Origin of the sequence: Paenibacillus anseongensis (assembly GCF_009757995.1) — a bacterium.
Classification (GTDB): Bacteria; Bacillota; Bacilli; order Paenibacillales; family NBRC-103111; genus Paenibacillus_E; species Paenibacillus_E chondroitinus.
This window is the reverse complement of record NZ_WSEM01000008.1, coordinates 224,040-247,668: the sequence shown is the minus strand read 5'-3', so window position 1 is coordinate 247,668 and position 23,629 is coordinate 224,040. Positions and strand designations below refer to the sequence as shown.

At 44.2% G+C, this 23,629-nt stretch carries 22 protein-coding genes; 16 read left to right on the top strand and 6 right to left on the bottom strand.

All coding sequences use genetic code 11. The features are described 5' to 3' along the window. Genes GON05_RS08870 through GON05_RS08855 form a run of 4 tightly spaced genes read left to right on the top strand, consistent with a single transcriptional unit; the run spans position 1 to position 5,583 of the window. Positions 1 to 819: a carbohydrate ABC transporter permease gene (locus tag GON05_RS08870; RefSeq protein ID WP_157318826.1), complete on the top strand. Its 819-nt coding sequence runs from the start codon at positions 1 to 3 to the stop codon at positions 817 to 819. An 18-nt stretch (positions 820 to 837) separates the two neighbouring features. After that, on the top strand, positions 838 to 2,661 hold the full coding sequence (locus GON05_RS08865; protein WP_157318825.1) for a sensor histidine kinase: 1,824 nt from the start codon (positions 838 to 840) through the stop codon (positions 2,659 to 2,661). Between the two features lie 10 nt (positions 2,662 to 2,671). Next, positions 2,672 to 4,237, top strand: a complete 1,566-nt coding sequence (locus GON05_RS08860) for a response regulator (protein ID WP_157318824.1) — start codon at positions 2,672 to 2,674, stop codon at positions 4,235 to 4,237. 35 nt (positions 4,238 to 4,272) lie between these two features. Beyond that, positions 4,273 to 5,583: an ABC transporter substrate-binding protein gene (locus GON05_RS08855; protein ID WP_246238935.1), complete on the top strand. Its 1,311-nt coding sequence runs from the start codon at positions 4,273 to 4,275 to the stop codon at positions 5,581 to 5,583. A gap of 38 nt (positions 5,584 to 5,621) precedes the next feature. Here the strand turns inward: GON05_RS08855 and GON05_RS08850 are convergent, their stop codons facing one another. Next, complete coding sequence (locus GON05_RS08850) at positions 5,622 to 6,287, bottom strand: MgtC/SapB family protein (protein ID WP_157318823.1); 666 nt, start codon at positions 6,285 to 6,287, stop codon at positions 5,622 to 5,624. 179 nt (positions 6,288 to 6,466) lie between these two features. On the opposite strand from GON05_RS08850, the gene GON05_RS08845 reads away from it, so the two are divergent. Continuing rightward, the gene (locus GON05_RS08845) at positions 6,467 to 7,132 is read left to right on the top strand and encodes a methyltransferase family protein (RefSeq protein ID WP_220138835.1); all 666 of its coding nucleotides are present in this window, start codon (positions 6,467 to 6,469) and stop codon (positions 7,130 to 7,132) included. A gap of 647 nt (positions 7,133 to 7,779) precedes the next feature. Here GON05_RS08845 and GON05_RS08840 read toward each other — a convergent pair. Continuing rightward, positions 7,780 to 8,352 carry a hypothetical protein gene (locus GON05_RS08840; protein ID WP_157318822.1) on the bottom strand — a complete coding sequence of 191 codons (573 nt, stop codon included), beginning with the start codon at positions 8,350 to 8,352 and terminating at the stop codon, positions 7,780 to 7,782. Between the two features lie 313 nt (positions 8,353 to 8,665). Here GON05_RS08840 and GON05_RS08835 point away from each other — a divergent pair, with 313 nt between their 5' ends. Continuing rightward, the gene (locus GON05_RS08835) at positions 8,666 to 9,235 is read left to right on the top strand and encodes a hypothetical protein (protein WP_157318821.1); all 570 of its coding nucleotides are present in this window, start codon (positions 8,666 to 8,668) and stop codon (positions 9,233 to 9,235) included. 365 nt (positions 9,236 to 9,600) lie between these two features. Here the strand turns inward: GON05_RS08835 and GON05_RS08830 are convergent, their stop codons facing one another. Continuing rightward, on the bottom strand, positions 9,601 to 10,470 hold the full coding sequence (locus GON05_RS08830) for an AraC family transcriptional regulator (RefSeq protein WP_157318820.1): 870 nt from the start codon (positions 10,468 to 10,470) through the stop codon (positions 9,601 to 9,603). A gap of 114 nt (positions 10,471 to 10,584) precedes the next feature. Here GON05_RS08830 and GON05_RS08825 point away from each other — a divergent pair, with 114 nt between their 5' ends. Next, positions 10,585 to 12,108: a glycoside hydrolase family 31 protein gene (locus GON05_RS08825; RefSeq protein ID WP_157318819.1), complete on the top strand. Its 1,524-nt coding sequence runs from the start codon at positions 10,585 to 10,587 to the stop codon at positions 12,106 to 12,108. A gap of 52 nt (positions 12,109 to 12,160) precedes the next feature. Here GON05_RS08825 and GON05_RS08820 read toward each other — a convergent pair whose 3' ends face one another. Next, positions 12,161 to 14,245 (bottom strand): acyltransferase family protein, encoded by a 2,085-nt coding sequence (locus GON05_RS08820; protein WP_157318818.1) that lies wholly within the window; start codon positions 14,243 to 14,245, stop codon positions 12,161 to 12,163. Between the two features lie 161 nt (positions 14,246 to 14,406). Between GON05_RS08820 and GON05_RS08815 the strand changes: the two genes are divergently transcribed. From GON05_RS08815 to GON05_RS08785, 7 genes are all read left to right on the top strand, one after another. Next, positions 14,407 to 15,183 (top strand): DeoR/GlpR family DNA-binding transcription regulator, encoded by a 777-nt coding sequence (locus GON05_RS08815; RefSeq protein ID WP_157318817.1) that lies wholly within the window; start codon positions 14,407 to 14,409, stop codon positions 15,181 to 15,183. Between the two features lie 156 nt (positions 15,184 to 15,339). Next, on the top strand, positions 15,340 to 16,152 hold the full coding sequence (gene phnX, locus GON05_RS08810; protein ID WP_157318816.1) for a phosphonoacetaldehyde hydrolase: 813 nt from the start codon (positions 15,340 to 15,342) through the stop codon (positions 16,150 to 16,152). After that, positions 16,149 to 17,288 carry a phosphonoacetaldehyde reductase gene (locus GON05_RS08805; RefSeq protein WP_157318815.1) on the top strand — a complete coding sequence of 380 codons (1,140 nt, stop codon included), beginning with the start codon at positions 16,149 to 16,151 and terminating at the stop codon, positions 17,286 to 17,288. Before phnX ends, GON05_RS08805 begins: the two co-directional genes overlap by 4 nt. A 40-nt stretch (positions 17,289 to 17,328) precedes the next feature. Continuing rightward, the gene (locus GON05_RS08800) at positions 17,329 to 18,387 is read left to right on the top strand and encodes a phosphate/phosphite/phosphonate ABC transporter substrate-binding protein (protein WP_157318814.1); all 1,059 of its coding nucleotides are present in this window, start codon (positions 17,329 to 17,331) and stop codon (positions 18,385 to 18,387) included. A gap of 39 nt (positions 18,388 to 18,426) precedes the next feature. Then, entirely contained in the window at positions 18,427 to 19,215 is a 789-nt protein-coding gene (gene phnC, locus GON05_RS08795; RefSeq protein ID WP_157318813.1) for a phosphonate ABC transporter ATP-binding protein, read from the top strand. Next, entirely contained in the window at positions 19,205 to 19,990 is a 786-nt protein-coding gene (locus tag GON05_RS08790; RefSeq protein WP_157318812.1) for a PhnE/PtxC family ABC transporter permease, read from the top strand. The genes phnC and GON05_RS08790 overlap by 11 nt, the downstream gene beginning before the upstream one ends. 1 nt (position 19,991) lies before the next feature. After that, complete coding sequence (locus GON05_RS08785) at positions 19,992 to 20,837, top strand: PhnE/PtxC family ABC transporter permease (protein WP_157318811.1); 846 nt, start codon at positions 19,992 to 19,994, stop codon at positions 20,835 to 20,837. A gap of 233 nt (positions 20,838 to 21,070) precedes the next feature. Here the strand turns inward: GON05_RS08785 and GON05_RS08780 are convergent, their stop codons facing one another. Further along, a complete protein-coding gene (locus GON05_RS08780; RefSeq protein WP_157318810.1) occupies positions 21,071 to 21,547 on the bottom strand; it encodes a glutathione peroxidase in 477 nt (158 codons plus the stop codon). Between the two features lie 234 nt (positions 21,548 to 21,781). Here GON05_RS08780 and GON05_RS08775 point away from each other — a divergent pair, with 234 nt between their 5' ends. Further along, the gene (locus tag GON05_RS08775; protein ID WP_157318809.1) at positions 21,782 to 22,234 is read left to right on the top strand and encodes a MarR family winged helix-turn-helix transcriptional regulator; all 453 of its coding nucleotides are present in this window, start codon (positions 21,782 to 21,784) and stop codon (positions 22,232 to 22,234) included. A gap of 104 nt (positions 22,235 to 22,338) precedes the next feature. On the opposite strand, the gene cyoE is transcribed toward GON05_RS08775, so the two are convergent. Further along, complete coding sequence (gene cyoE / locus GON05_RS08770) at positions 22,339 to 23,259, bottom strand: heme o synthase (protein ID WP_157318808.1); 921 nt, start codon at positions 23,257 to 23,259, stop codon at positions 22,339 to 22,341. 116 nt (positions 23,260 to 23,375) lie between these two features. Between cyoE and GON05_RS08765 the strand changes: the two genes are divergently transcribed. Beyond that, complete coding sequence (locus GON05_RS08765) at positions 23,376 to 23,552, top strand: hypothetical protein (RefSeq protein WP_185157199.1); 177 nt, start codon at positions 23,376 to 23,378, stop codon at positions 23,550 to 23,552. Positions 23,553 to 23,629 lie beyond the last annotated feature (77 nt).

The window sequence follows — 23,629 nt, the reverse complement described above, 5'->3', positions numbered from 1 at the left end:
ATGCCAATAAAACGAATTACGCTGAATGTCGTCGCCGTCGTTCTTGCTCTGTTGTTTATTTTTCCCCTCATATGGATGCTTCTGGTGTCATTAAAGCCCAATGGCGTCAATGTCTATACATTAAGCGATTGGATAAAATGGTCTGATTTGACCTTCGCTAATTATGCCAAAGTGATGAAGGATTCCCAGATCCTGAGATGGACCTGGAATTCGGCAGTGATTGGTGTAATAACCACCGTGGTCTCCTTACTATTCAGCTCGCTGGCAGCTTTCTCTTTCTCCAAATTGCCTTTTAAATCCAAAGGCCTGTTCTATCTGCTCATCGTTTCAGGGTTGCTCATCCCGACGGAAGCCATCCTGATCCCGCTATATGAGACAACGCTGCACTTGAAACTAATCGATAATATCTGGGCGATTATTCTCCCTGGCTTGACGAATCCCCTCGGGATTCTGCTGCTGAAGCAGTTTATGGACGGTGTCCCTAAGGATTATATTGAAGCAGCGCAGATTGATGGCTGCAGGAGTATCAACTTGTGGCTGCGCATCTGTTTGCCGCTTACGAAATCGGCGATGGTGTCCGTCGGCATATTTTATTTCATCCTGTCCTGGAATAACTTCTTATGGCCTTACTTATCCATTACCTCGCAAGAGAACATGATTCTTTCGGCAGGACTTCCAACGTTTTTGTCGAATAATATAATGTCCCTGAATATGATTATGGCGGCAAGCTCAATTGCAGCAATCCCAACCATCGTGGTGTTTATTCTGTTACAAAGACACATTGTTCAAGGCGTGGCGATGTCAGGGGTTAAAGGATAGATAGAAGGGATTTCCATCATGGCGAAACGACCTGAAAAGAAAAACAAAAGGATACTCATATGGACAAGCAGCATACGTTATAAATGGATGCTGCTTTTATTTCTGTTCTCATTGACGCCTCTGGTTGCAATGGGATTTATTTCTTATTCCATCTCGAAATCAACCATCAACAATAAAGTCACCGAATATTCCGAGCAGCTGCTCAAGCAAACTGCCGATAATATCGATACACGGCTTGGCATCTATAAAGACATGATGATGCAAGTCGTAAACAATAATGAAATCGTTTCCATGCTGCGCACGCTCGATCGGGTCGATAACGGACAATATGATTTGGACAGCTTATCCTTAACGACGAAGCTATCGACCATTATAGCGATTAATCAAGATTTTCAATCAATCTCCTTTCTAACGAAAACGCACTATATAAAGGGCATTTACCGCTGGAGCGACCGTTCCGCCGGCATCGTAACTCCGTTTCTCAAGACCCTTGAGGATGGCAGCAACTTCCGATGGTTCCCGACCCGTTTCGGGACGTATGTCGACAGTTTGAATTCACAGAGCGTTCACGTGTTCTCATTAGCTAAGCAGATTTATAAAACCTCTGACGACAGCCCTGTTGGCATCATCGCCGTGCTTGATATTCGCGAAGATGTACTCAAGGAAATCGTCAGCAAAGTGACGAAGAGCTCCTCCGATCTTCAAAGTTTCATTATTGATGGCGGCGGTCAAATTATTTCCTATCCCGACAATCAATTTTTAGGGAAAAATGTTCGGGAAGTACTGGGGGAACAGGGCTCAAACCAATTGCTGCAGTCTTCCGACGAAACCAATGGGTTTCCACTTAAGCATGCAGGGCAGAAATGGATCGTGAATTACAAAAAGCTGCATACCAACGACTGGATGGTCGTAAATGTCATTTCGGAGTCTGCCTTGTACAAAGACTCTAACCGCATGCTGCAAATCATCATTGTGATTGCGCTGATTTGTATCGGTTTTTCGATCGTGACGGCGATGTTTCTGGCCAATTCGATTTCGAAACCGATTTTGAAAATGATCCGTTTGATGCGTCAGGTGATGTCGGGGGATTTGACCGTTCGCTTCAAGGCCAAGCGGCGTAATGACGAATTTGATATATGGGGCGAAAATTTCAATTACATGGTGACCCGGCTTGACGAGCTGCTTAAAGCGGTCTATGAGGAGCAAAGCCATAAGCGCGCAGCGGAGTTGAAAGCGCTGCAGGCGCAGATCAATCCTCACTTTTTGTACAATACACTAGACATAATTAAATGGACGGCTCTCCTGCAGAAGGCGAACAATGCCGCCGAGATGGTCAGCTTGCTTTCGCGGCTCCTGCGAATTTCACTCGGCAAGGGAGAAGAAACAGTCACGGTCGAAGAAGAAATCGAGCATGTCCAATGTTATCTGGGGATTCAGAAATTCAGATTCAATTTCGACATTCAAACGTATTTCCAAATTGACGAAGAGGTCCGCAATCTGAAGACACCTAAACTCATTTTACAGCCGATTGTGGAAAATGCGATTCTCCATGCGTTCACCGATCGCGAGTCCGGAGGAGAAATACATATCCGCTGCTCGCTGCATCCGGATGGGGGCATCCGTTTCCTAGTGGCAGATAACGGACGAGGGATGGACCCGGGGCTCGTGAAGAGTTTGCAGACACCGTTTCAAGAGGCATCAGCTGATAAAATGGGTGGTATCGGTTTAGCCAATGTTGATGAGCGGATCAAGCTGATTTGCGGAAAGCCGTACGGCTTAGATATTCAGAGTACCCTGGATGAAGGAACGAGCATCGGGATTTGGCTTCCCGTGATCGAGTAGGAGGAATAACATGTTTCGAGTCATCATTGTAGAAGATGAATATATCGTTAGGTTTGGCATTCGTTCGATGATTGATTGGGAGAAACTTGGCTTAATCGTTATGGGAGAGGCATCTAACGGCCAAGAAGCGTTGGAACTCATGAGTAAGGAGATGCCGGATATCCTGATTACCGATATTAAAATGCCGCTCATGGACGGAATTGCCCTCATTTCGGAGGTGCGTAAAATAAACCCTCACATGAAAATTCTGATCCTCAGCAATATCGAGGACTTCGGGTATGCCAAGGAAGCGATTCGCAACGGCGTTTCCGAGTACTTAATTAAATCGGATATGATGCCACGAGATTTTGAGCAAGCTTTGCTGAAGGTCAAGGAAGCCATAGAAATCACTTCACCAACCGGAGCGATCCATGAGGAACCAGCCGTGGAGCCGTTGTGGAAGGAGAAGCTTCTACAGGAGCTTGTCGAGGGGGCTCAGCGAGATATCAGCAGTCTCCAGAGCAACTTTAGAAATTCAGGAAGCGCTCCCTTTTATTTGCTTCACATAGGTAAGGATGCGACGAATGTGGGTGTCGCGGAGGAACAATCCGCTCTGCGAAAGGTATTAGATAGCGAGCTGCAAGCCCGGGAGCTTGCCTATGAGGTGTTCCCCGATCGGCAAGGGGAAATGAATGTGCTGCTGCTGGCCGGCATGCCCCATCGGCAGGGCCAGAAGGCTGCCCGTGAGGCTGCGGAGGCATGTCTAACTCAGCTTGATGCCAGTCATGGCCTGTGTTTCACCATCGGAATTAGCGGAGAATTTCAAGAATTAACTGAGCTGCATACCGCGTACGAGCAAGCAAGAGCGGCTGTTAAGTTTAAAATGTTCGTCGGCAGCGGCAAAGTGATCGCCTATGGCACCGATTATGTGCCAGGCATGATCCCAGCAGGAGAGCCGATAAAAATAAGCACAAACCATATTCATTCGATGGTGTACGCTTTTCAAACCAAGGAATTGCAGACCTACCTGGAAGAACTGTTCGAGCAGTTGGACGCCCGCAAAGATTATGACATTGTGCAAATTATTTCGCTGGAGCTTTTGATTATGCTGACGACGTTATGGTCCGATGTATCTAGCGATCAGATGAGTATCATGCAGTTGAAAAAGCAATATTTTGACGAGTTATCCAAACTCGAAACACTAGGTCAGAGCAAAACCTGGTTTATGGGAGCTTATCAAGAGCTGCTTCAGCATATGATTCAGATATATAACAGTGACCGAAACAGCATCATTAAAGCTACGCAGTATATCCAGCAGTATTATCAGCAGGAAATTTCGCTTCAATCGATCTCGAATCTTGTCCATTTGAGCAAAAACTATTTTGCCAACTTGTTTAAAAAGGAGATGGGCGAAAGCTTCCTGGAATATTTGACACGCATTCGCATTGAAAAAGCGAAATCTTTACTCACAGGGGAACTGAAGACGGCTGATATCGGTCATCTGGTAGGTATTGCCGATCCGAAATATTTTTCCAAAGTGTTTAAAAAAAATGTCGGTGTTTCTCCATCGGAGTATAGAACTCGCACTAAGAGATAGAGAGAGGATGTCATGTCTGGGGGAGGGGGACTATCATGCTAAATCATAGAAACAAGGGGCGGTTTTTGCGTGCTTTGTGCATAGGGGGAATCGCCCTGACTTTCACAGGGTGCTCCAATGCGTTAGAAACCAATTCGCCGCAATTGGCAAAGGAGAAATCGATGGCACAAGGGGACATGCCTCCAGTCGAAATTTCCTTTTGGAATCCATTTGGGGGCGGTGAAGGCGATTATGTCGAGCAGATTATTCGGAGCTTTAACACTTCGCAGAAATCCGTTTTTGTAAAGCAGCTTAGGTTGGAGTCCAATGAATATTATGTAAAACTGAGCACGGCGCTCTCTTCAGGAAAAGGTCCGGACGTCGCGGTGGCGCACGTTGATCGCATTTCTCCTTTTATCAAAGCCAAACAAATACTAGCGTTGGATGCTTTGGCTAACGAAAGCGGTTTCCATTTTGACGAAATTGAGAGTTTTAACGTACAAAGCGTGAGCTTTAACGGAAAGCCATATGCAATTCCGCTTGATACGCATTTTCATGTACTTTACTACAATAAAGAGATTCTGAAACAAGCAGATCTGCTGAATGAGGATGAGACCCTTAAGCTCGGCAAAACATCGCCGGAAGGCTTTATTCAGATGTTGACGCAAATTCAGGCGAAAGTGCCGGGGGTTCAGCCCATTGCGGTGAATACACCTTACTTTCAGGAACCTTTTCTGAACTTGTATTATGAGGCTGGCGGTGATCTGCTGACGCCGGATCTTTCCAAAGCCGCGATACATAATGACAAAGCTTTGCAGGTGTTGAAATTTTATCAACTGCTTTACGCGAAGCGTCTGGCGGATTTGAATGACAAAACGCCATGGGATTCCTTTCACAACGGGAAAGCGGCGTTATGGTTCGGAGGTGTTTGGGAAGCTGGGCATCACTTGAGCGAAAAATCGCTGCGGGTCGGCGTTGCGCCGCTTCCGCCCATATTCGGCAGCCCGGTCCATTGGGGCAGCTCTCATACACTGGTCGTACCGAGTTACGTGACCAAAGAGAAACAGAAGGCGGCGATGGCCTTCATGACCTATTTTTCAGAAGTAGGCAGCACCCTCTGGGGGCAAGCAGGGCATGTTCCCGCGAATCGGGCTGTCGTGCAAAGTCAGGCCTATCGGCAGATGCCCTACCGGAATATCTTTATTGAAGCTCAGCGCCAAGTTAAATTTGCGCCGAAAACGGATAAATACGCGACGATCTTCACAACGTTGTCGGAGGATCTGCAAAGCATTATTTTGGGCGGATTGGACCCGGAGGAAGGTTTGATTTCGTTAGAGAAGAAGATAAACGATATTCTTGCGAACTAATAAAGAGACCGGGACCCGCAGGGGTTCCGGTCTCTGCATTACTGGACTTCAACGGCATTAACGAAGGAGATGTTGTGAAAGAGGGCTATCATTTGTTCAAAATCTAATTCCGCAGGCAGCTTAATCGTAAGATCCAAAAGAATTTCGGAGGTTCCCCTTAATTTCTCACTTTGAAAATTTACGATCCTGATATTTTTTTCTTTTAGTGTTTTTTGCATATTTTCTAAAGAACCTGCTTCGTCGATGATACGTATAATCAGGTGTTCTGATTTAGGCGCAGCCAGCCAAGTGAAACGTCTGTGTAACACGATTTGAGCAATAAGAATTAAAACGGTAACCCCGATTCCCAAAACATATAAGCCGGATCCAATCGCCATCCCGATGCCTGCCGTTGCCCAGATTCCTGCTGCTGTGGTAAGACCTTTGACCGTATGACGCTGCATAAAGATCATGCCTGCTCCTAAAAAACCTACACCACTTACAACCTGGGCTGCTATTCTTGATGGATCAAGTGCTATGCCAGTTTGTCCTAGTTCATCATAAAAGCCATATTTTGAAACTAACATCATCAAAGAAGCACCAATAGCAACAACAAAATGAGTTCTAATCCCAGCTTCTTTCATTCTGTTTTTACGCTCATATCCAATGAATAGTCCGCAAATTCCGGCAATCATCACTTGAAGTAAATATTCGAATCCCATCATGTAGATCCCATCCTTTTCACGAAAATATTGAAAGCGCTTTATCGGAAATTTTACCCTACTGCGTAGAAAAGATCAATTTCTCATTGTTCCATAGAGAGAATAGTATGCAAATAAAGGGAAATAAACCCAATAATCGAATATCTATTTAAACACGATTTGAGAACTTTGGAGGTGCTGTGGTGTTAAAGAAAAACGTTTATATGAGAACGATCTTGTTTGCAATCGTTTTTTTTGCATTTTTATTTTTACCCGCGGGGTCTTTACATTTCTCTGAGGCGTGGATTTATTTTGCCATCTTTTTTGGATCAACGATGTACATCAATCGTTATTTCTTGAAAAGAGATCCTGAGCTCATAGAACGAAGAGTTCATGCTAAAGAAGTAGAAAAGGAACAAAAAATTTTCCAATCCATTTCTGGCGCCATTTTTTTTATTGGATTGTTAGTTCTTCCAGGTTTAAATTATAGATTTAGTTGGTCAGATGTTCCTTTCTATCTTGTATTAGTCGCTGATTTCTTCGTCTTGCTAGGTTTTATCATTGTCTTTTTTGTTTTCAAAGAGAATTCTTTTACATCTGCCATAATTGAAGTGAGCGAGAATCAGCAAGTGATATCAACAGGTCCTTATGCCTTGGTGCGGCACCCGATGTATACAGGGGCAATATCCATTATCCTGTTCAGTCCTCTTGCATTAGGTTCAATTTGGGCATTGATTCCCTCAATTTCAATCATTATTTTTATTGTGCTGAGGCTGTTAAATGAAGAAAAAATATTATTAAAGGAGTTAGCAGGGTATGAAGATTACTGTAAGAAGATCCGTTATCATTTAATTCCTTTTATTTGGTAATGGAGGTGAAATCGTTGTTTCTATTAAGGAAATTTACATTTTGGCTCAGCTTACTCAGTATCCTAATCTGCTTAAACAATTACTGGGGAAACGATGATAAGAACATACTTCTCATTGGATTAAATCCAGTCTTGAATAACATGGTGTACACGGAGCCATTCCATGACTGGTTTTTTACTTTTGAGAGCGCAAAACTAGCTGCTGATAGTTCAAGTATCAGGTTGAATTATCTTGCCTATCTTATACATTTTTTTTCATTCTTTTTGATTGGGATTATCATTGATTTTGTTATTCGGTTAGTAAGACGTTCAAAGACTTTCAGGTAGGTGATTGATATCCAAACAATATACGCCCGAGTGAGACATTGGTTATTTTGGTATGGAGTTTATGGTTTTTGCAGCAAGAGCTGTAATGATGAAATTACACTTTATTCCGATCAAGAGCAAAAAAAGTTTTTAGGATATTTTGAGCTTTGGGAGTAACACAGAAATGGTAATTGAGATGACTTTCTAAATGACGCACAAAGTTATAAACGAAGGATACCCACCGCAAGGGTTGTGCGGTGGGTATCGCTCTTGTTATTTTCAGTTTGCTTACTTCGATAGAACTTACCTCTACGTACTATTACAAAACTCAACTTCATACTACTATTCTTTAATAAAAACCCCACCATAAGTAGGATCAGTTATTTGCTTGGTCTTCTCGTTTACATCTTCAAGTGAATATACAATTTCATCGTCTGAAACTATTATGATTTCTTCTGATTTTACAAATTTTCCAAATTTCGTGTGAATGGTACTGGCTGAATTTTTTAAATCTTTGATTTGATCTGCAGTTAATTTTGTAGGTGTGGTAACTCCACCAGTGCCACTAGCTAAGGTTGCTTTATCACTTGTCTTATTTTCTACGGTTACTGATGCTGAACTAATAAGATCATTGTATTGTTTGTCAGTTAAATGTTTAGGTGCGGTAACTCCACCAATGTCGCTAGCTGGAGTTTCGTGATCACTTGTTTTATCTTCTATCGCTACTGTTGCTGCACTAATGAGATCATTGTATTGTTTGTCAGTTAATTTTTTAGGTGTGGTAACCCCACCAATGCCACTAGCTAAGGTTGCTCTATCACTTGTTTTATCATGTAAAGCTACTGAAGCTGCACTAATGAGTAAAGCAGAAATTACCAAACTAGACACTATTACTATTCCATTTCTTTTCCTCACTCGATAAAATCCTCCTTTAGTTGGTTTTTCATCACTATATTAGACGTACTACATATACTAAATGTTGCGTTATTTGGTAAAATAATCTTTTTTTACTCTTCTAAAGATGATACTTGGTCGTATTCCTTGTGCTTAGCTATTAGGTTGTTTTGTATCAAGTCAGTTTAATATGGCGATAAACATTTACTTTTATCTACATATTTTGTAAAAATTTAGTGCATATGACTCATGGCCAATAATTTTTTATTTGGTATTATTTGGTTTGTTAAATATTAATTTGTAATATATCTATTATTAATAAGGAGTGTATTAAATGAAGTTATTAAAAACTATTTCTATGTCTTTACTTCTAGCCTCTTCATTAGTATTACCAGTATCCGCATTTGCTAATGAATCAGTAACTCCGAATAGTAATCTAAAAAGTCAGATTAAAGGAGTAAATGTAGGAGTCACCGAGGCTAAAAAATACAGTGCTGAGGAAGCGGAAGCGATTTTAAATAATAGTGTTCCTGCAACCATTGTTACACCTTCAAATATAAACACTTTCTCAATTATTTCCCATATAACTTATGCGTTTCAAAAATTAAATGAAAGGGAATATGTTGACACACTCAGTTCTTTTACAACAACCGGATCAAGTACTAATGTTAATATTACCTTGGTTCAATGGAGCAATGGTTCTACAAAAATAACATATCAATTGTTTAATAGTAGTGGAACTGCTTTTGGATCACCTCAACTAGTAACAGGTGATTACACGAGTTCAAATTTGACTATTGGTATATCAAATGTTCCTGCAGGTACATATAGGATTAGAATTTCCAATGTAGGATCTAATCTTATTGATGTAAACACTGCGGCAGGTAATGGATACACACAATAGTTCTGTGGTTGGAAAAGATAAATGAAAAGCGTCGCAGCATTGTTTAAATGCTCGCGACGCTTTTCATTTATTTCGTCAAATAACAACCTTTAGGTGGGGTATGCCCGAGTGAGAGTTGCATTTAAAAAAGAGATATTGATTTAAGCAATCCTGAACAAGTCATTTACATGTTTCTCGAACACATAAGTGGAAATACAATTAGATGATCATTCATGATGTAATAGAGTAATTCTTTTACTTATCAAATAAGGATTGAATGACCTTATTCATTTTGAAAAGTGAGAAAATCAGTTAATAAACTGCTTTATAACTGGGCTTCTTTAACGCAGAAGCAAAAAAGGATTGGTTCGTGATACTTCCCCTAATCACTCCAAATAAATGGCATCATAAGGAAACTCTAGCTTCTTCATCCGATATTCCTTTGGTGTCATATGCATGTATTGGCGGAAGATTTTGCCGAAGTAGCTGGGACTGTCAAAGCCGCATGTTTGGCCAATGTCCTGAACTGGCAGGTCAGTGGTTCGGAGAAGGGCGATGGCGGCCTCGACTCTCCGATCCCTTAGGTAGGCCAGCGGCGAGGATTGCTCAGACCGCTGAAACAGCCTGCAGAGGTAGTGCTTATTAATTCCGCAATGCTCGGAGATCATATCCAAAGTGAGCGGATCTGCAAAATGATCTCTCATGTATTTTTTTGCTGTCTGAATGAGCGTGTTCGAGCTTGCGCTAACGTCTTTTGTCATTTCTCGGCTTGATTGTACGAGGGTGAGCATCCATTCATATACGCCGAGGGATAGTTGATATTTGTCGGTGACTTTTTCTTCAGCGACCATGCGCATTAGTTTCCAAAGCCCCTGAATGAGAGGCGTGTCCGAATCCCTCTGGATGACTGGCCCCTCCAACGCCATCACGTAATCCCATATCCGATTTGCCTCTTCTCCCCGCAAGTTTAGCCAGATGATCTCCCATGGTTCCTTTTGATCCTCGTAAAAGTATTTATGGCTGCTAGGCACTTTCACTAAAAAACCTGTTCCTTTCGTCAAAGGGAAACGTTGCTGTTCATACTCAAGATAACCTTGTCCATGAATCGTATATTGAAAAATGACATGCCCGCAGTCGGGGCGCTCTTCTCCGCTAAAATTGTATTCAGGGCTATTGATTATTTGCCATCCAATGGAATCGAGCGTGAGGATGGAGGTATCGTCATTTCGAAATCCGTATACAGCTGGCTTGAGCATTAAAGTTCTCCTTAAGAAAAAGTCAATTTTGTTATATTATAAGTCATTACATTAAGATTGTCCCCTCAATACCTCCGGAGATACAATGGTTATAAAGAGGGGAGTGAATATTGGATGGTTAATAATGAACTAGTTATTGAATTATTGCCTGACGAGTATTGGTGGGGAGGCCGGATCGCGGACGGGAAAAGTATGCCATATGGCCCATCGTTATTTCGTGTTGATTTGGCAGCGAGCAGCGGAGCCAATCAGGCTTGCCCACTGCTTGTATCCAGTAAAGGGAGATATGTTTGGAGCGAGGATCCGTTCGCTTTTCAGATCGATTATAAGGATTTAAGGGTAATTGGTGAGGTTGCCTTATTGAAAGTAGAAGAGGGGCATGAGACTTTAGCCGGAGCATACCGTCATGCGGCCCGTGCATTCTTCCCGGCAGTTCCAACATTGCCAGAAGAGCTGCTGTTTACTGCACCGCAGTATAACCTGTGGATCGAGCTGCTCTATAATCCAACGCAAGAGAAAGTATTGCAATATGCAAGAGATGTGCTCGCAAATGGCATGCCGCCCGGCGTCATCATGATTGATGACAACTGGCACGAACCCTATGGCACCTGGACGTTTCATCCAGGACGTTTTCCTCAGCCTAAGCAGATGGTTGATGAACTGCATGCCTGGGGATTTAAAGTCATGCTTTGGGTTTGCCCGTTTATTAGCCCGGACTCCAGCACATTTCGTAAACTGGAACCGGCTGGGATTCTTTTAAAAGATGGTGAGGGGAAAACGGCGATTCGCAAATGGTGGAATGGATATAGCGCCGTTCTCGACTGTACGAATCCGCAAGCTGTTGCGTGGATTCATGAACAGCTTGATTCCTTGCAGTCGCAATTCGGAATTGATGGTTTTAAGCTGGATGCTGGCGATTTAGAGTTCTATGAGTCGGATGATTTGAGTTATGAGAAAACGACACGCAATGGTCATAGCGAAGCATGGGCGAAAGTCGGACTGAAATATCCGCTCAATGAGTATCGCGCTTGTTGGAAGCTTGCGGGGCAGCCATTGGTCCAAAGGCTGAAAGACAAACAGCATAGATGGGAGAACAATGGGCTTGATTGCTTAATTCCGGATGGATTGGCACAAGGACTTCTCGGCTATGCGTATACGTGCCCGGATATGATCGGCGGAGGCGAGTTTACGAGCTTTTCAGTTGACCAATTGGATTCGGAACTAGTTGTTCGTTCGGCCCAATGTTCGGCTTTATTTCCCATGATGCAGTTCTCAGCAGCGCCTTGGCGGGTTTTGGATGATGAGCACCTGCGCTATTGCGTAGAAGCAGCTCAACTTCATGCCGCCTTTGGCGAAGAAATTCTTAATCTGGCGAAACATGCCTCACGGACTGGGGAGCCAATCCTGCGTCATATGGCTTATGAATTTCCCGGAGAGGGTCTGGAAAGGATTCAAGATCAATTTATGCTGGGCCATTCACTTTTGGTTGCTCCTGTTATCGTCCAAGGGGCGCGATCTCGCCAGGTCATTTTTCCTTCGGGCACATGGGTTGGAGATGACGGTACAAGCGTGTCTGGTCCTGCTAAGTTGGAGATTGAAGTGCCGCTGGCCAGGTTGCCTTTTTATAGAAAACAGTGATGATAAAAGCCAGGAATCCTTGATCTTACAAGGGCTCCCGGCTTTTTACCTATCATATCTTTTTTATAGAAGTAACAGAATCAAGAATAAACTTGGAGTAAGCTTCAGCACCTTTGGTCGTCAAGTGAACACCATCGCTAGCGAACCAGTCGGCTTTGTCTTCACTAAATGAATGCCAGTCGAGCAGTTTGACATTCGGATATTTTTTACCTGTATCGGCTAACGTATCATTTACCGTATCTTGCCATTTTCGAGGCACACGTGTATTAATGAGAAGGATTTTCCGCTCTTCCCCAATCGTCTCGAGAAGCTTTTCAAGCTGATCTGTTGTAAAAGGGCCGTTCGTTCCGAGGTGAATGACAACAATTTGGCCTAGTGTCTTATCGGACTTGAATTGCTTAATAATGTCGGTAGCCTGTGACAGTTGCCGACCGATTTTTCCGTCTACGACAATCCCTTCAAGCATTTTCTCCAGAACCGGGGCTGCCCCCAACATGACGGAATCCCCCACAGCTGTAACCCTCTGGGTTAACGGAACCCGTTTATAAGCGCCGGATGAGTTCGTCGAGGTTGCCGTCTTTTTCTCACTCTGTGTGATGTTATCCTGATTTGTTGCACCAGGGCTAAGGGGTGTCAGAGCAACTGAATTTTCCACTACAGGAGTTGCTGTCGGGACAAGAATTGTCTGTTCCGGCGAAGGGGGACCTTCAGGAGAAGCTGTCGGGGCAGGGCTTGCCGAAACAGGGATGTTCTTGCCTTTGGGAGAAGGCGTCGGAACAGCTTCAATGACGTCAGGCGTCGTATCAACGGTAGGAGTAGCTGTCGAGACACCGCTTGTTACATCAGGTAATTGATCAGAAGGTGTAGAAATCGCATTAGTGCTCGTCGGACTTTGATAATTGAGTGCCACCTCTGTGCTGCTCCGATTGAACATGCAGGAAACGAAGATCAGTATGAGAATGGCAATCGGTACGAGTCGAACAAAAAAGCTAAATTGCAGCAGATTTGCACGTCCCTCCGACCGGAATCCGGGAATTTTGCTCCATATGCGCCAATTGCCGCTTCGGAACGGATTTTCGATGAAGGTGTAGGATAAAGCCGCAAATCCGATACTAAGTATTAACTGTATCATTTGAAGAAAATAGCTTGCATCCGTATTAGAGCTAGTCGAACTTGTTAATACGATCACAGGATAGTGCCAAAGATAAATGGAATAAGAACGAACACCAATCCACCGTAGAGGCTTCCAACCGAGAATTTTGCTAACAAAGCTAGAGGGACTTGCTGCTGCTGCAATCACGAAAGAAACTGCAATTGAAAGGACAAGCATACCGCCGGTGTACAGCGATTGATCGTATTCTCCGGTTCGAAGGAACATGTAAATGATAACCAGAAGACCAATGATACCCGTCACATTTATCCATGAACGATTTTTGCTTGAGTTAGGGTCGAGAAGTTTGCGGCTTGGGCATATAAAAGTAAGAGCTGCACCGATCAAGAGCCCGAATGCTCTTGTATCCGTCCCGTAATATACCCGGCTAGGGTCAGTACCGGGCTCATATAAAAGCACCATTGCGAGATAAGAAAGGATAGCACCAGCGAGGGTGAGTAAGACAAACTTGCCGCGTGTCGGGCTAAAGAAACGACTCAAGCCAATGATAATCAGAGGCCATAATAAATAAAATTGCTCCTCAATGGCGAGCGACCAAAGATGCCCGAGCGGTGAAGGAGGGCCGAAGCTCTCAAAATAGGAGACTTGGTGAAAAATATTATACCAGTTGCTAGTATAGGTTACAGCCGACCAAATGTCCCCTTGTATGGAAATGAGTCTGGCATGATTTGAAATCGCCAGAAAGACGGCGACAGCGATGATCATTGACAACATGGCAGGAAGCAATCTGCGAATACGGCGAATCCAAAATCTTTTCAAATCGATGCGATTTTTATTTTTGCGCTCTTCCAACAGCATATCTGTTATCAGGTAACCGGAGAGTACAAAAAATACACTTACTCCCAAGAATCCCCCTGAGGCCCACCCCCAGTTGAGATGATACGCAATTACAGCAAGGACCGACAGTGCTCTGATCCCATCCAATCCAGGCATATAGCGTGGATGATTTTGTTTGACTTCCTTCATGATGCTAGCTCCCCTAATTTGTCGATTCCTGAAACAAATACTTAGACTCAGATCAACGATTAGGAGTTCAAATTTTCAAAAACATTTACTCGATGCTGTTTTCTTGGTAATATTAAAAGAAAAACAAGCTAAAAAACGCAAAATCACGGAGGAGATATGAAATGCTTGCACCGGAGAGGCATCGATTAATATTATTGGAACTGGAATCCAAAGGGCAAGTCACCGTCGTGGAATTGAAATCGCTGTTGCAAGTGTCCCTGGATACGGTTCGTAGGGATCTTGAACGGTTAGAGCAAGAGGATAAGCTTCAACGCGTACACGGAGGAGCGGTTTCCAAAAGGGATGAGTTAGCTACGAATCAAGCGTTCCTCAAGCGTAAAATTACGCAAAATGAAAGAAAGCAGGAACTAGCCACGTATGCTGTGGAGCTGGTGAAGGAGTATCAAGCTGTTTCGCTCAACGCCGGCACAACGAATATTGAACTCGCCAAGCGGCTTGCCGCTCGCTTCGAGAAACTTACGGTCTTAACAAATTCCCTTCGCATCGCGGATATTTTATCGCAGAAGAAGGGCTTCACGGTGATTATTCCGGGAGGTTATTTGAACCATGAGGAGTTCTCCTTGTATGGGCGATCGATTGAGGAAGAAATCACGAATTTCAATATTGACCTTGCATTCATCAGTATCAATGCGATTTCCCTGGAGAAAGGGTTGACCGATTTCCGCCAAGGTGAGGCCGAGGTCATCAATGCGATGCTAAAGAGCGCCAAGCGGAAGATCGTGGTAGCGGACTCGAGCAAGTTCGAAACCGTCTCGTATCTTAACATTTGCGGATTGGATCAAATTGATTCCATTGTAACGGATTCTTTCATGGATAAAGACCTGTTGGATACCTATAAAAAACATCAAATCTCAATCATAAACGCAAGCTTATCATAGCTTGCGTTTTTATTATGTTTTCTAAGTGTTAAAAACAGCATATAACAGCATGTATATGTAAATATCGCGTAAAATATTGCAAAATGTATTGCGTTTTTGCGTCATGTCGCTCTATAATCAGAACTATCAAAAGAGACCAAGAAATGAGGAGTTACGATGACGTATAAAGAACGCATTAAAGCAGTAATTTTCGATTGGGCTGGAACCGTGATTGATTATGGCTGCTTCGCACCTATGCATGCCTTTATTCAAACTTTTGAAGAAGCGGGAGTACCGATCACGATTCGGGAAGCGAGAATTCCGATGGGCCTTCTGAAATGGGATCACATCCAAGCTATTTTGCAGATGGAAAGAGTACAGAACAAGTGGGTGGCAACGTTCGGCAAGGAACCTGTCAAAGAAGATATTGATCGTCTCTATGTGCGGTTCGAAGCTATTTTGATGGAATCGTTGAAAATGTATACGGACCCGATTCCGGGAGCGTTGGAAACAGTGAGTCAGCTTCGCGAAGCGGGGATTGCCATCGGATCTACGACCGGTTACACCTCAGGCATGATGGAGGTCATCGTACCGGAAGCCAAGCGGAAAGGATACTCGCCGGACTTCATGATCGCTTCTGATCAAGTAAAAGCAGGGCGGCCATATCCGTATATGATATTTCAGAACTTAACGGAGCTTGGCATCTATCCTCCGAAATCCGTCATTAAGGTTGGAGATACGGTGTCTGACATTCACGAAGGCAGAAATGCCGGGGTTTGGACGGTCGCTGTCATTCTAGGAAGCAGTGAGCTTGGTTTAACACAGGCCGAAGCCCAGAGCATGACTGAGGAAGAACTCGCTGAACGAATGAATCAAACGAGATTAACGTTTGAGCAAGCAGGGGCAGACTATATCATCGGATCGATCGCTCAGCTTCCGGCAGTGATTGAGGAGCTTGAGCGCAGCGGCTTGGAGAGGGTAATGAGATGAACCAATTTTATAATCCGGTTGCTATATCTTTCGGAGCAGCCTCTGCAGAAGCATTTGCCGATTTGTTAAAAAAACGCTACCCAGACATCAAGAGGGTCCTGCTGCTTACGAGGGGAGCGGGCGTTGAGAAAAGCGATTGTTTGCAGCCCGTCATGAACATGCTTTCCACCAAAGATACTAACTTGGTGGAAGTTACCCTGAATAATCCCAATGTGGCGGATATTTTGAAGCTGAAGCAGGAGATCGAGCCTTTCGACTATGAGCTGATTGTGGCAATCGGCGGAGGCAGTGTCATGGATGCAGCCAAAGTGTTGTCGGCCTTGCAAAGCAAGACGTATCAAACCATAGACGAAGTTCGTGCAGCGATTACAAGTGAACGTTACCGTGAAGAGCCGTCTTATACGCCATGGGTCGGGATACCGACGACATCGGGAACAGGCTCTGAGGTCACCTGTTGGGCAACGGTATGGGATGAAGAATACGACAGCAAATATTCCGTGAGCGATGAGCGGTTATATGCAAGCGCAGCTTTAATTCTTCCGGAGTTGACCGTTACGATGCCGCTGCGTTTAAGCGTAGCTACTGCACTGGATGCCATGTGCCATGCAACCGAAGCGTATTGGTCCGTTCACACCAACGCGATTACAAGAGTATACTCGCTCCAAGCGATTGAACGAATTCGGCGGGCTCTTCCATTATTGATTGAACAACCGGAGAACCTGGTTTGGAGAGAACAGTTGTCCTTGGCAAGCTTGCTGGCTGGATTGGCTTTTAGCAACACGAGAACAACAGCTTGCCATTCCATCTCCTATCCGCTAACGATGCTTTATGGGATTGATCATGGTATTGCGGCCAGCCTAACACTAGCTTCGGTTATGAGGCATAACCTTGCTGCTTTAATTGAACCGGACAAGTTAATGCAAGCATTTGGAGCAGCGAACGTGGATGAAGTGGATCAATTCATTCAAAGCATTTATAACCTCTATGGGGTGTCAAGCCGTCTGGGCCAATATGGCGCTACAGTTGAAGGAATCCGTCATTTGGTTTCTCTCTCGTACACGAAGGGAAGAATGGATAATAATCCTGTTGAAATATTGCCTGAAGAACTCGAGCGTATCCTCGTTTCACTATTATAAGAGCTGTAGGTTGGATCAAATACTAGGGAGGCTTTTTAAAATGAAAAAAATAGTAACGCTTATGCTTTCATTATCACTGATCGCGGTAACAGCAGGTTGCGGTACGAAAGCCGGTGAAGCGCAGAACGGATCGGCAGCTGTGAAGACGAAAGATACGCTCACCATTGCATGGTATCCAAATGAATCCGGTGCAGAAATGAAAAGTACCCGGGACGAAATTGGTAAAGTGGTTGCCGCTGCAACTGGTAAAAAGGTGGAACACAAAACGACGACGGACTATACGATTGCCATTGAAGCCATTGCCAGCGGCAGTGCGGACATCGTCTACACGGGAGCGCAAGGTTATGTGGAAGCTAATAAAAAGAACCCGAAGGTTCTACCGTTGGTCATTCCGAGCGGAGAGTCAGGGACGCTGGAGGATGCGGTTTACTACAGCTGGTTAAACGTGCGTAAAGGCGAGGAGCAAGCGTATAAAAGCGGTGACGGCTATTCCATTGATAATATCGCAGGCAAAAAGTTCTCATTCGTATCCAATTCCTCCACATCCGGATTTAAAATTCCTTCTGCGGGCATCGTTAATTATTTTAGCAAAAAAGAGAAAACTAAAAATTTGACCGTTGATGATTTGATTCTGGGAGGCAAAAATAATTTCTTTAGCGAAGTGCTTTTCGGTGGAACCCACCAAGGTTCGGCGATGAATCTGTTGATGGGGAAGGCTGATGTATCTGCTTTCTGTGATACTTGCGTTGCAAACTACGTCGAGCTGAGCTCAGGAAAGGCCAACACGCCAGGAGCGGTATATAAAGTGAAGCAGGGGGCAAGTGAACCGTTTAATACGATGATTGGCAAAGAATTTACGCTGATCTCCGTGACGCCGGTATTGAATCAACCATTTGCGATTAACACAGGTACGGTAAGCGCAGAAGACAAGAAGAAATTAGTAGATACATTCACATCCGATGCGGTAACGAATAACCCTCTGATTTTCTTGCCTAAAGATTCGAAGGAGACAGGCATGTTCAAACAGAAGAGCGGCAAAGAGAGATTTCTGACGGTGGATGATGGGTTCTTCAGTCCGGTTCGAATGCTGTCCAACTAAAAGGTAGGAAACAATGCCAAACCGATTAAGGGAGCAACTATGACAACGTTATTGGAATTCAAGCAGGTATCAAAGCAGTATGGTACGGATACAAGAGCGTTAACAGATGTTAATTTTACTGTAAAAGAAGGGGAGTTTGTTTCGATTATCGGCCCGTCAGGGGCCGGTAAGTCGACACTGCTTCGCTGTATTAACCGTATGATTGATGCAAGTCATGGGGAAATTATTTTTAATGGAAGTAATATCCTTGAGCTTCAGAGAAGCGGGCTGAAACGGCTGCGAACGCAGATGGGGATGGTCTTCCAGCATTATAACTTAGTGAACAGGTTGTCGGTCATCGAAAACGTTCTGCACGGACGTCTTGGTTACAAGTCCACACTGGAAGGTGTGTTTGGGGTTTATACCAAAGAAGAGAAGCATCAAGCCTATGCGATTCTGAAAACACTTGGATTGGAAGAACAAGTGTATAAGCGATGCGATCAATTGAGCGGCGGTCAAAAACAGCGGGTTGGGATTGCCAGGGCACTTGTGCAGAATCCCAAAATGCTGCTCTGCGATGAGCCGATCGCTTCCTTGGACCCGAATGCTTCCAAGGTCATCATGGATCATCTGCGTAATATTTCCACCACCATGGGGATTACGGTTATCGTTAACCTGCATCAAGTCGATGTGGCACTGAAATATTCAGACCGGATACTTGGCGTGAACAAAGGAGCTATCGTTTATAACGGTCCTCCGACCGGGATTCAACGCGAACAGTTAGCGAGTATTTACGGCACGGAGCTTCATGAGCATCAGGAGGAGCTGGAGGGTCGTTATGCAACCTGATTTCTTTGCCAGAAAGCGAATGAATTCGCTGTTATTTTGCGGTTTATTACTAGCATTGACGGTTATCGCTGTTTTGATTACGAATTACAATGTCATCAAAGGTTTTACCTCGATCCCTAAAGCGGCCGAATGGGCGTTCAATAATTTTTATCCGGACGAAAAGGCATTGAAACGATTGCCCGTTATTATCAGCAGCTTAACCGAGACTGTCCTTGTATCTATAGCGGCAACCACTGTAGCCGCCTTGTTTGCCTTGATGTTCGCGATCGCAGGCTCCCATACGACGGGAACAGGAGGCGTGCTTGGCTTTGTAAGCCGATCGATCGCGACGGTATTTCGCAATATTGATGTCGCTGCGTGGTCGATGATCTTGCTGATTTCTTTTGGCCAAAATGTGCTGACCGGATATTTCGCGTTGTTCTTCGGCTCCTTCGGCTTTTTGACCCGCGCCTTCACGGAGTCGATCGATGAAGTAAGCAGCAGCTCTGTCGAGGCATTAAAATCAACGGGGGCAGGCTATTTTTCGATTATATGTCAATCCGTAATTCCGTCCTGTATCCCACAGCTAATCAGTTGGATCTTGTTCATGATGGAAACAAATATCCGGCAGGCTACTTTAATCGGTATTTTGACCGGCACCGGTATCGGCTTTCTTTTCAGCTTATATTACAAAAGTCTTAATTACAGCGCCGCCTCACTGATCGTAATTGTCCTTGTCCTAGCTATTTTCTCCATTGAAGCGATTTCTAACTATCTACGAAAGGTGATTTTGTAAAATGAGATTTCAATCGAGCTTGATAGACGTCTCTGACCAAGACACCGGCAGAATGAAAAAGCCATTCAACAAACAAGCGATGGCGATCCGGCTCACGTTGGCTGCGTTAGTCCTATTGACACTGTATGCGTTTGCAACATTTGACTATAAAGACATACAGCTGGTAGATGCTGTCATTTCGACATCCCATACGGTTAAAACGATGTTTTTTCAGCCGCTTTTTAAACACATCTCCTTGTTGGGAGCCGTTGAACATCTGGTCATTACGCTTGGTCTTGCTTTTCTAACGACATTATTCGGCGCCATCATCGCGCTGGTTCTAGGCCTATTAGCCGCTAACAATTTATCTAATCCTAAACTATCCCTTGCAATAAAGGGTGGAGTAGCTTTTATAAGAGCGGTTCCTACCGTTCTATGGGTGTTGATATTTGCGGTTGCAGCGGGACTTGGCAGTGTAGCGGCTGTCATCGGCATGACCTTCCATTCAGTTAGTTATCTCGTGAAAACGTACTCGGAGTCATTCGAAGAGTTAGACGAAGGCGTTATTGAGGCTTTGAAATCAAGTGGCGCCAATTGGGTTCAAATCGTATGTCAAGCCGTTCTGCCTTCGTCTATCACTTATTTAATCTCGTGGACATTTATGCGATTTGAGATCAATTTCGCCGTAGCGTTAGCCATGGGTGCCGCGGCCGGTGCCGGGGGAATCGGGTATGATATGTTTATGGCCAGCACCTATTATTATGATGTAAGGGAAATTGGAGCTATTACCTACCTCATTCTAGCATTTGCTATCCTGCTTGAGCTTATTGCTGGAAGAATTAAGAAGAAGTTAAGGCACCAAGGGTGAGCAGCTTCAGGCGAGTCCTGCAATGTCATTTTACGTAAATAAACCAAAAACCACCCTATGGGTGTGTTTTTGGTTTATTTATCTTGAGGGAACTATGAGCCTCTATTTTGCCGAATAGATACACTTTCCACGTGGAAGGGGAACTACAGTCCGCTATTTTGCAGGTTTCAGCTGCATAATGCGCTGTCGCGGACAAATAAGAGCCTGTAGTTAGGGGGTGATCACCGCTTAACTTACAGCAGTTTCTTCAAATCTTCAACGATCGCCATAGGTTTGTCTGTGGAACCGTAGCGTTTTATTACATTACCCTCTCGGTCAACAAGAAACTTCGTGAAGTTCCATTTAATTGATTCAGAACCAAGCACACCTTTGGCTTCTTTTTTCAAAAAGCTATACAGGGGATCAGCATTGGAGCCATTCACATCGATTTTGTCGAAAAGCTCAAAGGTTACGCCAAAGTTAATCTCGCAAAAGCTATGAATTTCTTCGTTGTTCCCTTTTTCGCCGCTGCCGAATTGATTGCTCGGGAAGCCGAGAATTTCAAGGCCCTCTTCTTTATATTGCTTATAAATTTCTTGAAGCTCTTTAAATTGTGGCGTAAATGCGCACTTGCTAGCTGTATTCACAATCAGCATGACTTTACCGCGGTAATCACCGATTGATTTCTGATTTCCTTTAGCAGTTTTAACATTGAAATTATAAATGGACATAGGACACATTCCCTTCGATTTGAATTTTGTGAAATTTAATTTTTCAAAACCTTATGTACCAGAGTATAAACCCTGAACTACATTTCTGTCAATTAGATTGTGCTAAATATAATTTTAGTAAACTTAGGTTTGCTCTATGTAAAAGAGGGGCCTATATATTGTTTGAAATTAAATTTTGAGAAATAGGCAGGTTGAGTTACAATGTACAATATCGAAATAACAGGGGGAATGAGGATGAAAGAGGCAGCTGTAATGAAGCTAGAGGATATGCTCTGTTTCACGGCCTATGCAACTTCCCGTGAATTAACGCGCATATATCGGCCTATTCTGGAGAAGTTTGGCCTTACGTATCCACAGTATTTAGTCATGGTCGTGTTATGGGAAAGAGGGACCAGCACGGTGACGGAGCTTGGCGACAGACTGCTGCTGGATTCCGGGACGTTAACACCGCTGCTGAAACGGCTTCAAGAAGCGGATTTAGTTGTTCGCAAACGTTCTGTGGAGGATGAGCGGAAGGTTGAGGTCGCATTAACGGAAATAGGTGCAGGGCTGCAAAACCAAATGCAGAGTGTATCGGTAGACATTTTTGCAGAAATTTGCGGGTCTTTTGAAAAATATGTAGAATCGCTAGGCCAGTTCAAAGAGCTGCTGGCAAAAGTAAATGAAGTTGCACGCCGATCAGAATAATTGTGGGCAAGCGAAATAAAAAGAATGGCCGGAGTTTCCTCCGACCATTCTGATAGGCAATGCACACATAGAAACTTAAATGAGTGAAAATAATAATTTTACCGTTATAACAACAGTGCACCTAACGAGTAGCAGACAATCATCAACAGCAGCACGGTGATATGGTTAAGGGAGAAGATGAACATCGAACGGGCCCACTTGTCCTCCGGTTTCCGCTTATATCCGTTGATGCTCATCACTAACCAGACCAGGCTTAAGATCGCATTCGCTATAGCGATATACGGATTAAAGGACCAGAACAAAAAGCTGACCAGGAATAACGCAACCAGATATACGTTCATCTGCACGTAAGTTCTGCGAATGCCCTTGACCACCGGCAGCATGGGAATGTTAGCCGCTCGGTATTCCTCCATGCGCCGGATTCCGATTGCGTAGAAGTGAGGCATCTGCCAGATAACCATCAACAGGAACAGCGCAATGGCATGGGGATGTAAAATATCCGGTGATATCGCGGCCCAACCGATCAACGGAGGAATGGCTCCAGACAAGCTGCCAACCTCTGTATTGTAGATGGTTCTGCGTTTTGTCCACATCGTATACGGCACGACATATAAGAACAGCCCGAGAAAGCCGACGAAAGCAGATAGCGGCGATGCCAGATACAAGGAGACTAGACCACCGATCGCGATCCAAATCCCAAGGAACAGTCCGCTTCGGATATCAATGATGCCAGAAACCGTTGGCCTGTTTTTCGTTCGTTCCATGATGCGATCGATGTCACGGTCGTATAAATTATTAAAAATACCAGCCGCTCCAATCACGAGGGAAGATCCGATTAGCGCTAACGTCATGTTGCCGATTTTATCCATTAGCGGTATTTGATGTACGAACAAGGCCACACTAAGCCCTGCGATCATGGCGATGAGGTTGGATTTAATAATGCCAATCTTTATAGTTTCGAAGAGTACCTTCGTGAATGAGATTGGAACTGTTTGGATGCTAACCGTATTGCTTTGGACTCGCATTCGCTAACACACCCTTCCAAGTAAATTAACCTATGTATAGGTTACCATATAGAAGTCACTCTTGTGTCTTGCTTCTGCAAACACTCATGATTCTGTCAAAAATCTTTGTCTCTTTCGTGAATGATGCAGAAGTGGAGGATGAGGACCGGGACCCGGGGGTTCCGGTTTTTTGTCTTACTTCAGGCCCTGGGAATGCAGGGCTGGACTGCAAAGTGACAAAATTTGATGTGTTGGCTAGAAGGACAACAAGAACAAGAATTGTCACTTACTTGCAGTTGGCGATGCTCCTATAATAAAGCCTAATACGTTGTCTTGTTAGTTCCGGACACTTGAACAGCGGAGAAACACAAACATCAACAGGGAGGCTATT

Excerpts from the sequence above, each read along its gene's own strand:
- GON05_RS08850 (WP_157318823.1), bottom strand. The coding sequence starts at position 6,287 with ATGATGGGATTCGAATATTTACTTCAAGTGATGATTGCCGGAATTTGC.
- GON05_RS08855 (WP_246238935.1), top strand. The coding sequence starts at position 4,273 with ATGCTAAATCATAGAAACAAGGGGCGGTTTTTGCGTGCTTTGTGCATA.
- GON05_RS08775 (WP_157318809.1), top strand. The coding sequence starts at position 21,782 with ATGAAAGAGGCAGCTGTAATGAAGCTAGAGGATATGCTCTGTTTCACG.
- GON05_RS08820 (WP_157318818.1), bottom strand. The coding sequence starts at position 14,245 with ATGAAGGAAGTCAAACAAAATCATCCACGCTATATGCCTGGATTGGAT.
- GON05_RS08835 (WP_157318821.1), top strand. The coding sequence starts at position 8,666 with ATGAAGTTATTAAAAACTATTTCTATGTCTTTACTTCTAGCCTCTTCA.
- GON05_RS08800 (WP_157318814.1), top strand. The coding sequence starts at position 17,329 with ATGAAAAAAATAGTAACGCTTATGCTTTCATTATCACTGATCGCGGTA.
- GON05_RS08815 (WP_157318817.1), top strand. The coding sequence starts at position 14,407 with ATGCTTGCACCGGAGAGGCATCGATTAATATTATTGGAACTGGAATCC.
- GON05_RS08870 (WP_157318826.1), top strand. The coding sequence starts at position 1 with ATGCCAATAAAACGAATTACGCTGAATGTCGTCGCCGTCGTTCTTGCT.
- GON05_RS08785 (WP_157318811.1), top strand. The coding sequence starts at position 19,992 with ATGAGATTTCAATCGAGCTTGATAGACGTCTCTGACCAAGACACCGGC.
- cyoE (WP_157318808.1), bottom strand. The coding sequence starts at position 23,259 with ATGCGAGTCCAAAGCAATACGGTTAGCATCCAAACAGTTCCAATCTCA.
- GON05_RS08790 (WP_157318812.1), top strand. The coding sequence starts at position 19,205 with ATGCAACCTGATTTCTTTGCCAGAAAGCGAATGAATTCGCTGTTATTT.
- GON05_RS08825 (WP_157318819.1), top strand. The coding sequence starts at position 10,585 with ATGGTTAATAATGAACTAGTTATTGAATTATTGCCTGACGAGTATTGG.
- phnC (WP_157318813.1), top strand. The coding sequence starts at position 18,427 with ATGACAACGTTATTGGAATTCAAGCAGGTATCAAAGCAGTATGGTACG.
- GON05_RS08865 (WP_157318825.1), top strand. The coding sequence starts at position 838 with ATGGCGAAACGACCTGAAAAGAAAAACAAAAGGATACTCATATGGACA.
- phnX (WP_157318816.1), top strand. The coding sequence starts at position 15,340 with ATGACGTATAAAGAACGCATTAAAGCAGTAATTTTCGATTGGGCTGGA.
- GON05_RS08860 (WP_157318824.1), top strand. The coding sequence starts at position 2,672 with ATGTTTCGAGTCATCATTGTAGAAGATGAATATATCGTTAGGTTTGGC.
- GON05_RS08805 (WP_157318815.1), top strand. The coding sequence starts at position 16,149 with ATGAACCAATTTTATAATCCGGTTGCTATATCTTTCGGAGCAGCCTCT.
- GON05_RS08780 (WP_157318810.1), bottom strand. The coding sequence starts at position 21,547 with ATGTCCATTTATAATTTCAATGTTAAAACTGCTAAAGGAAATCAGAAA.
- GON05_RS08830 (WP_157318820.1), bottom strand. The coding sequence starts at position 10,470 with ATGCTCAAGCCAGCTGTATACGGATTTCGAAATGACGATACCTCCATC.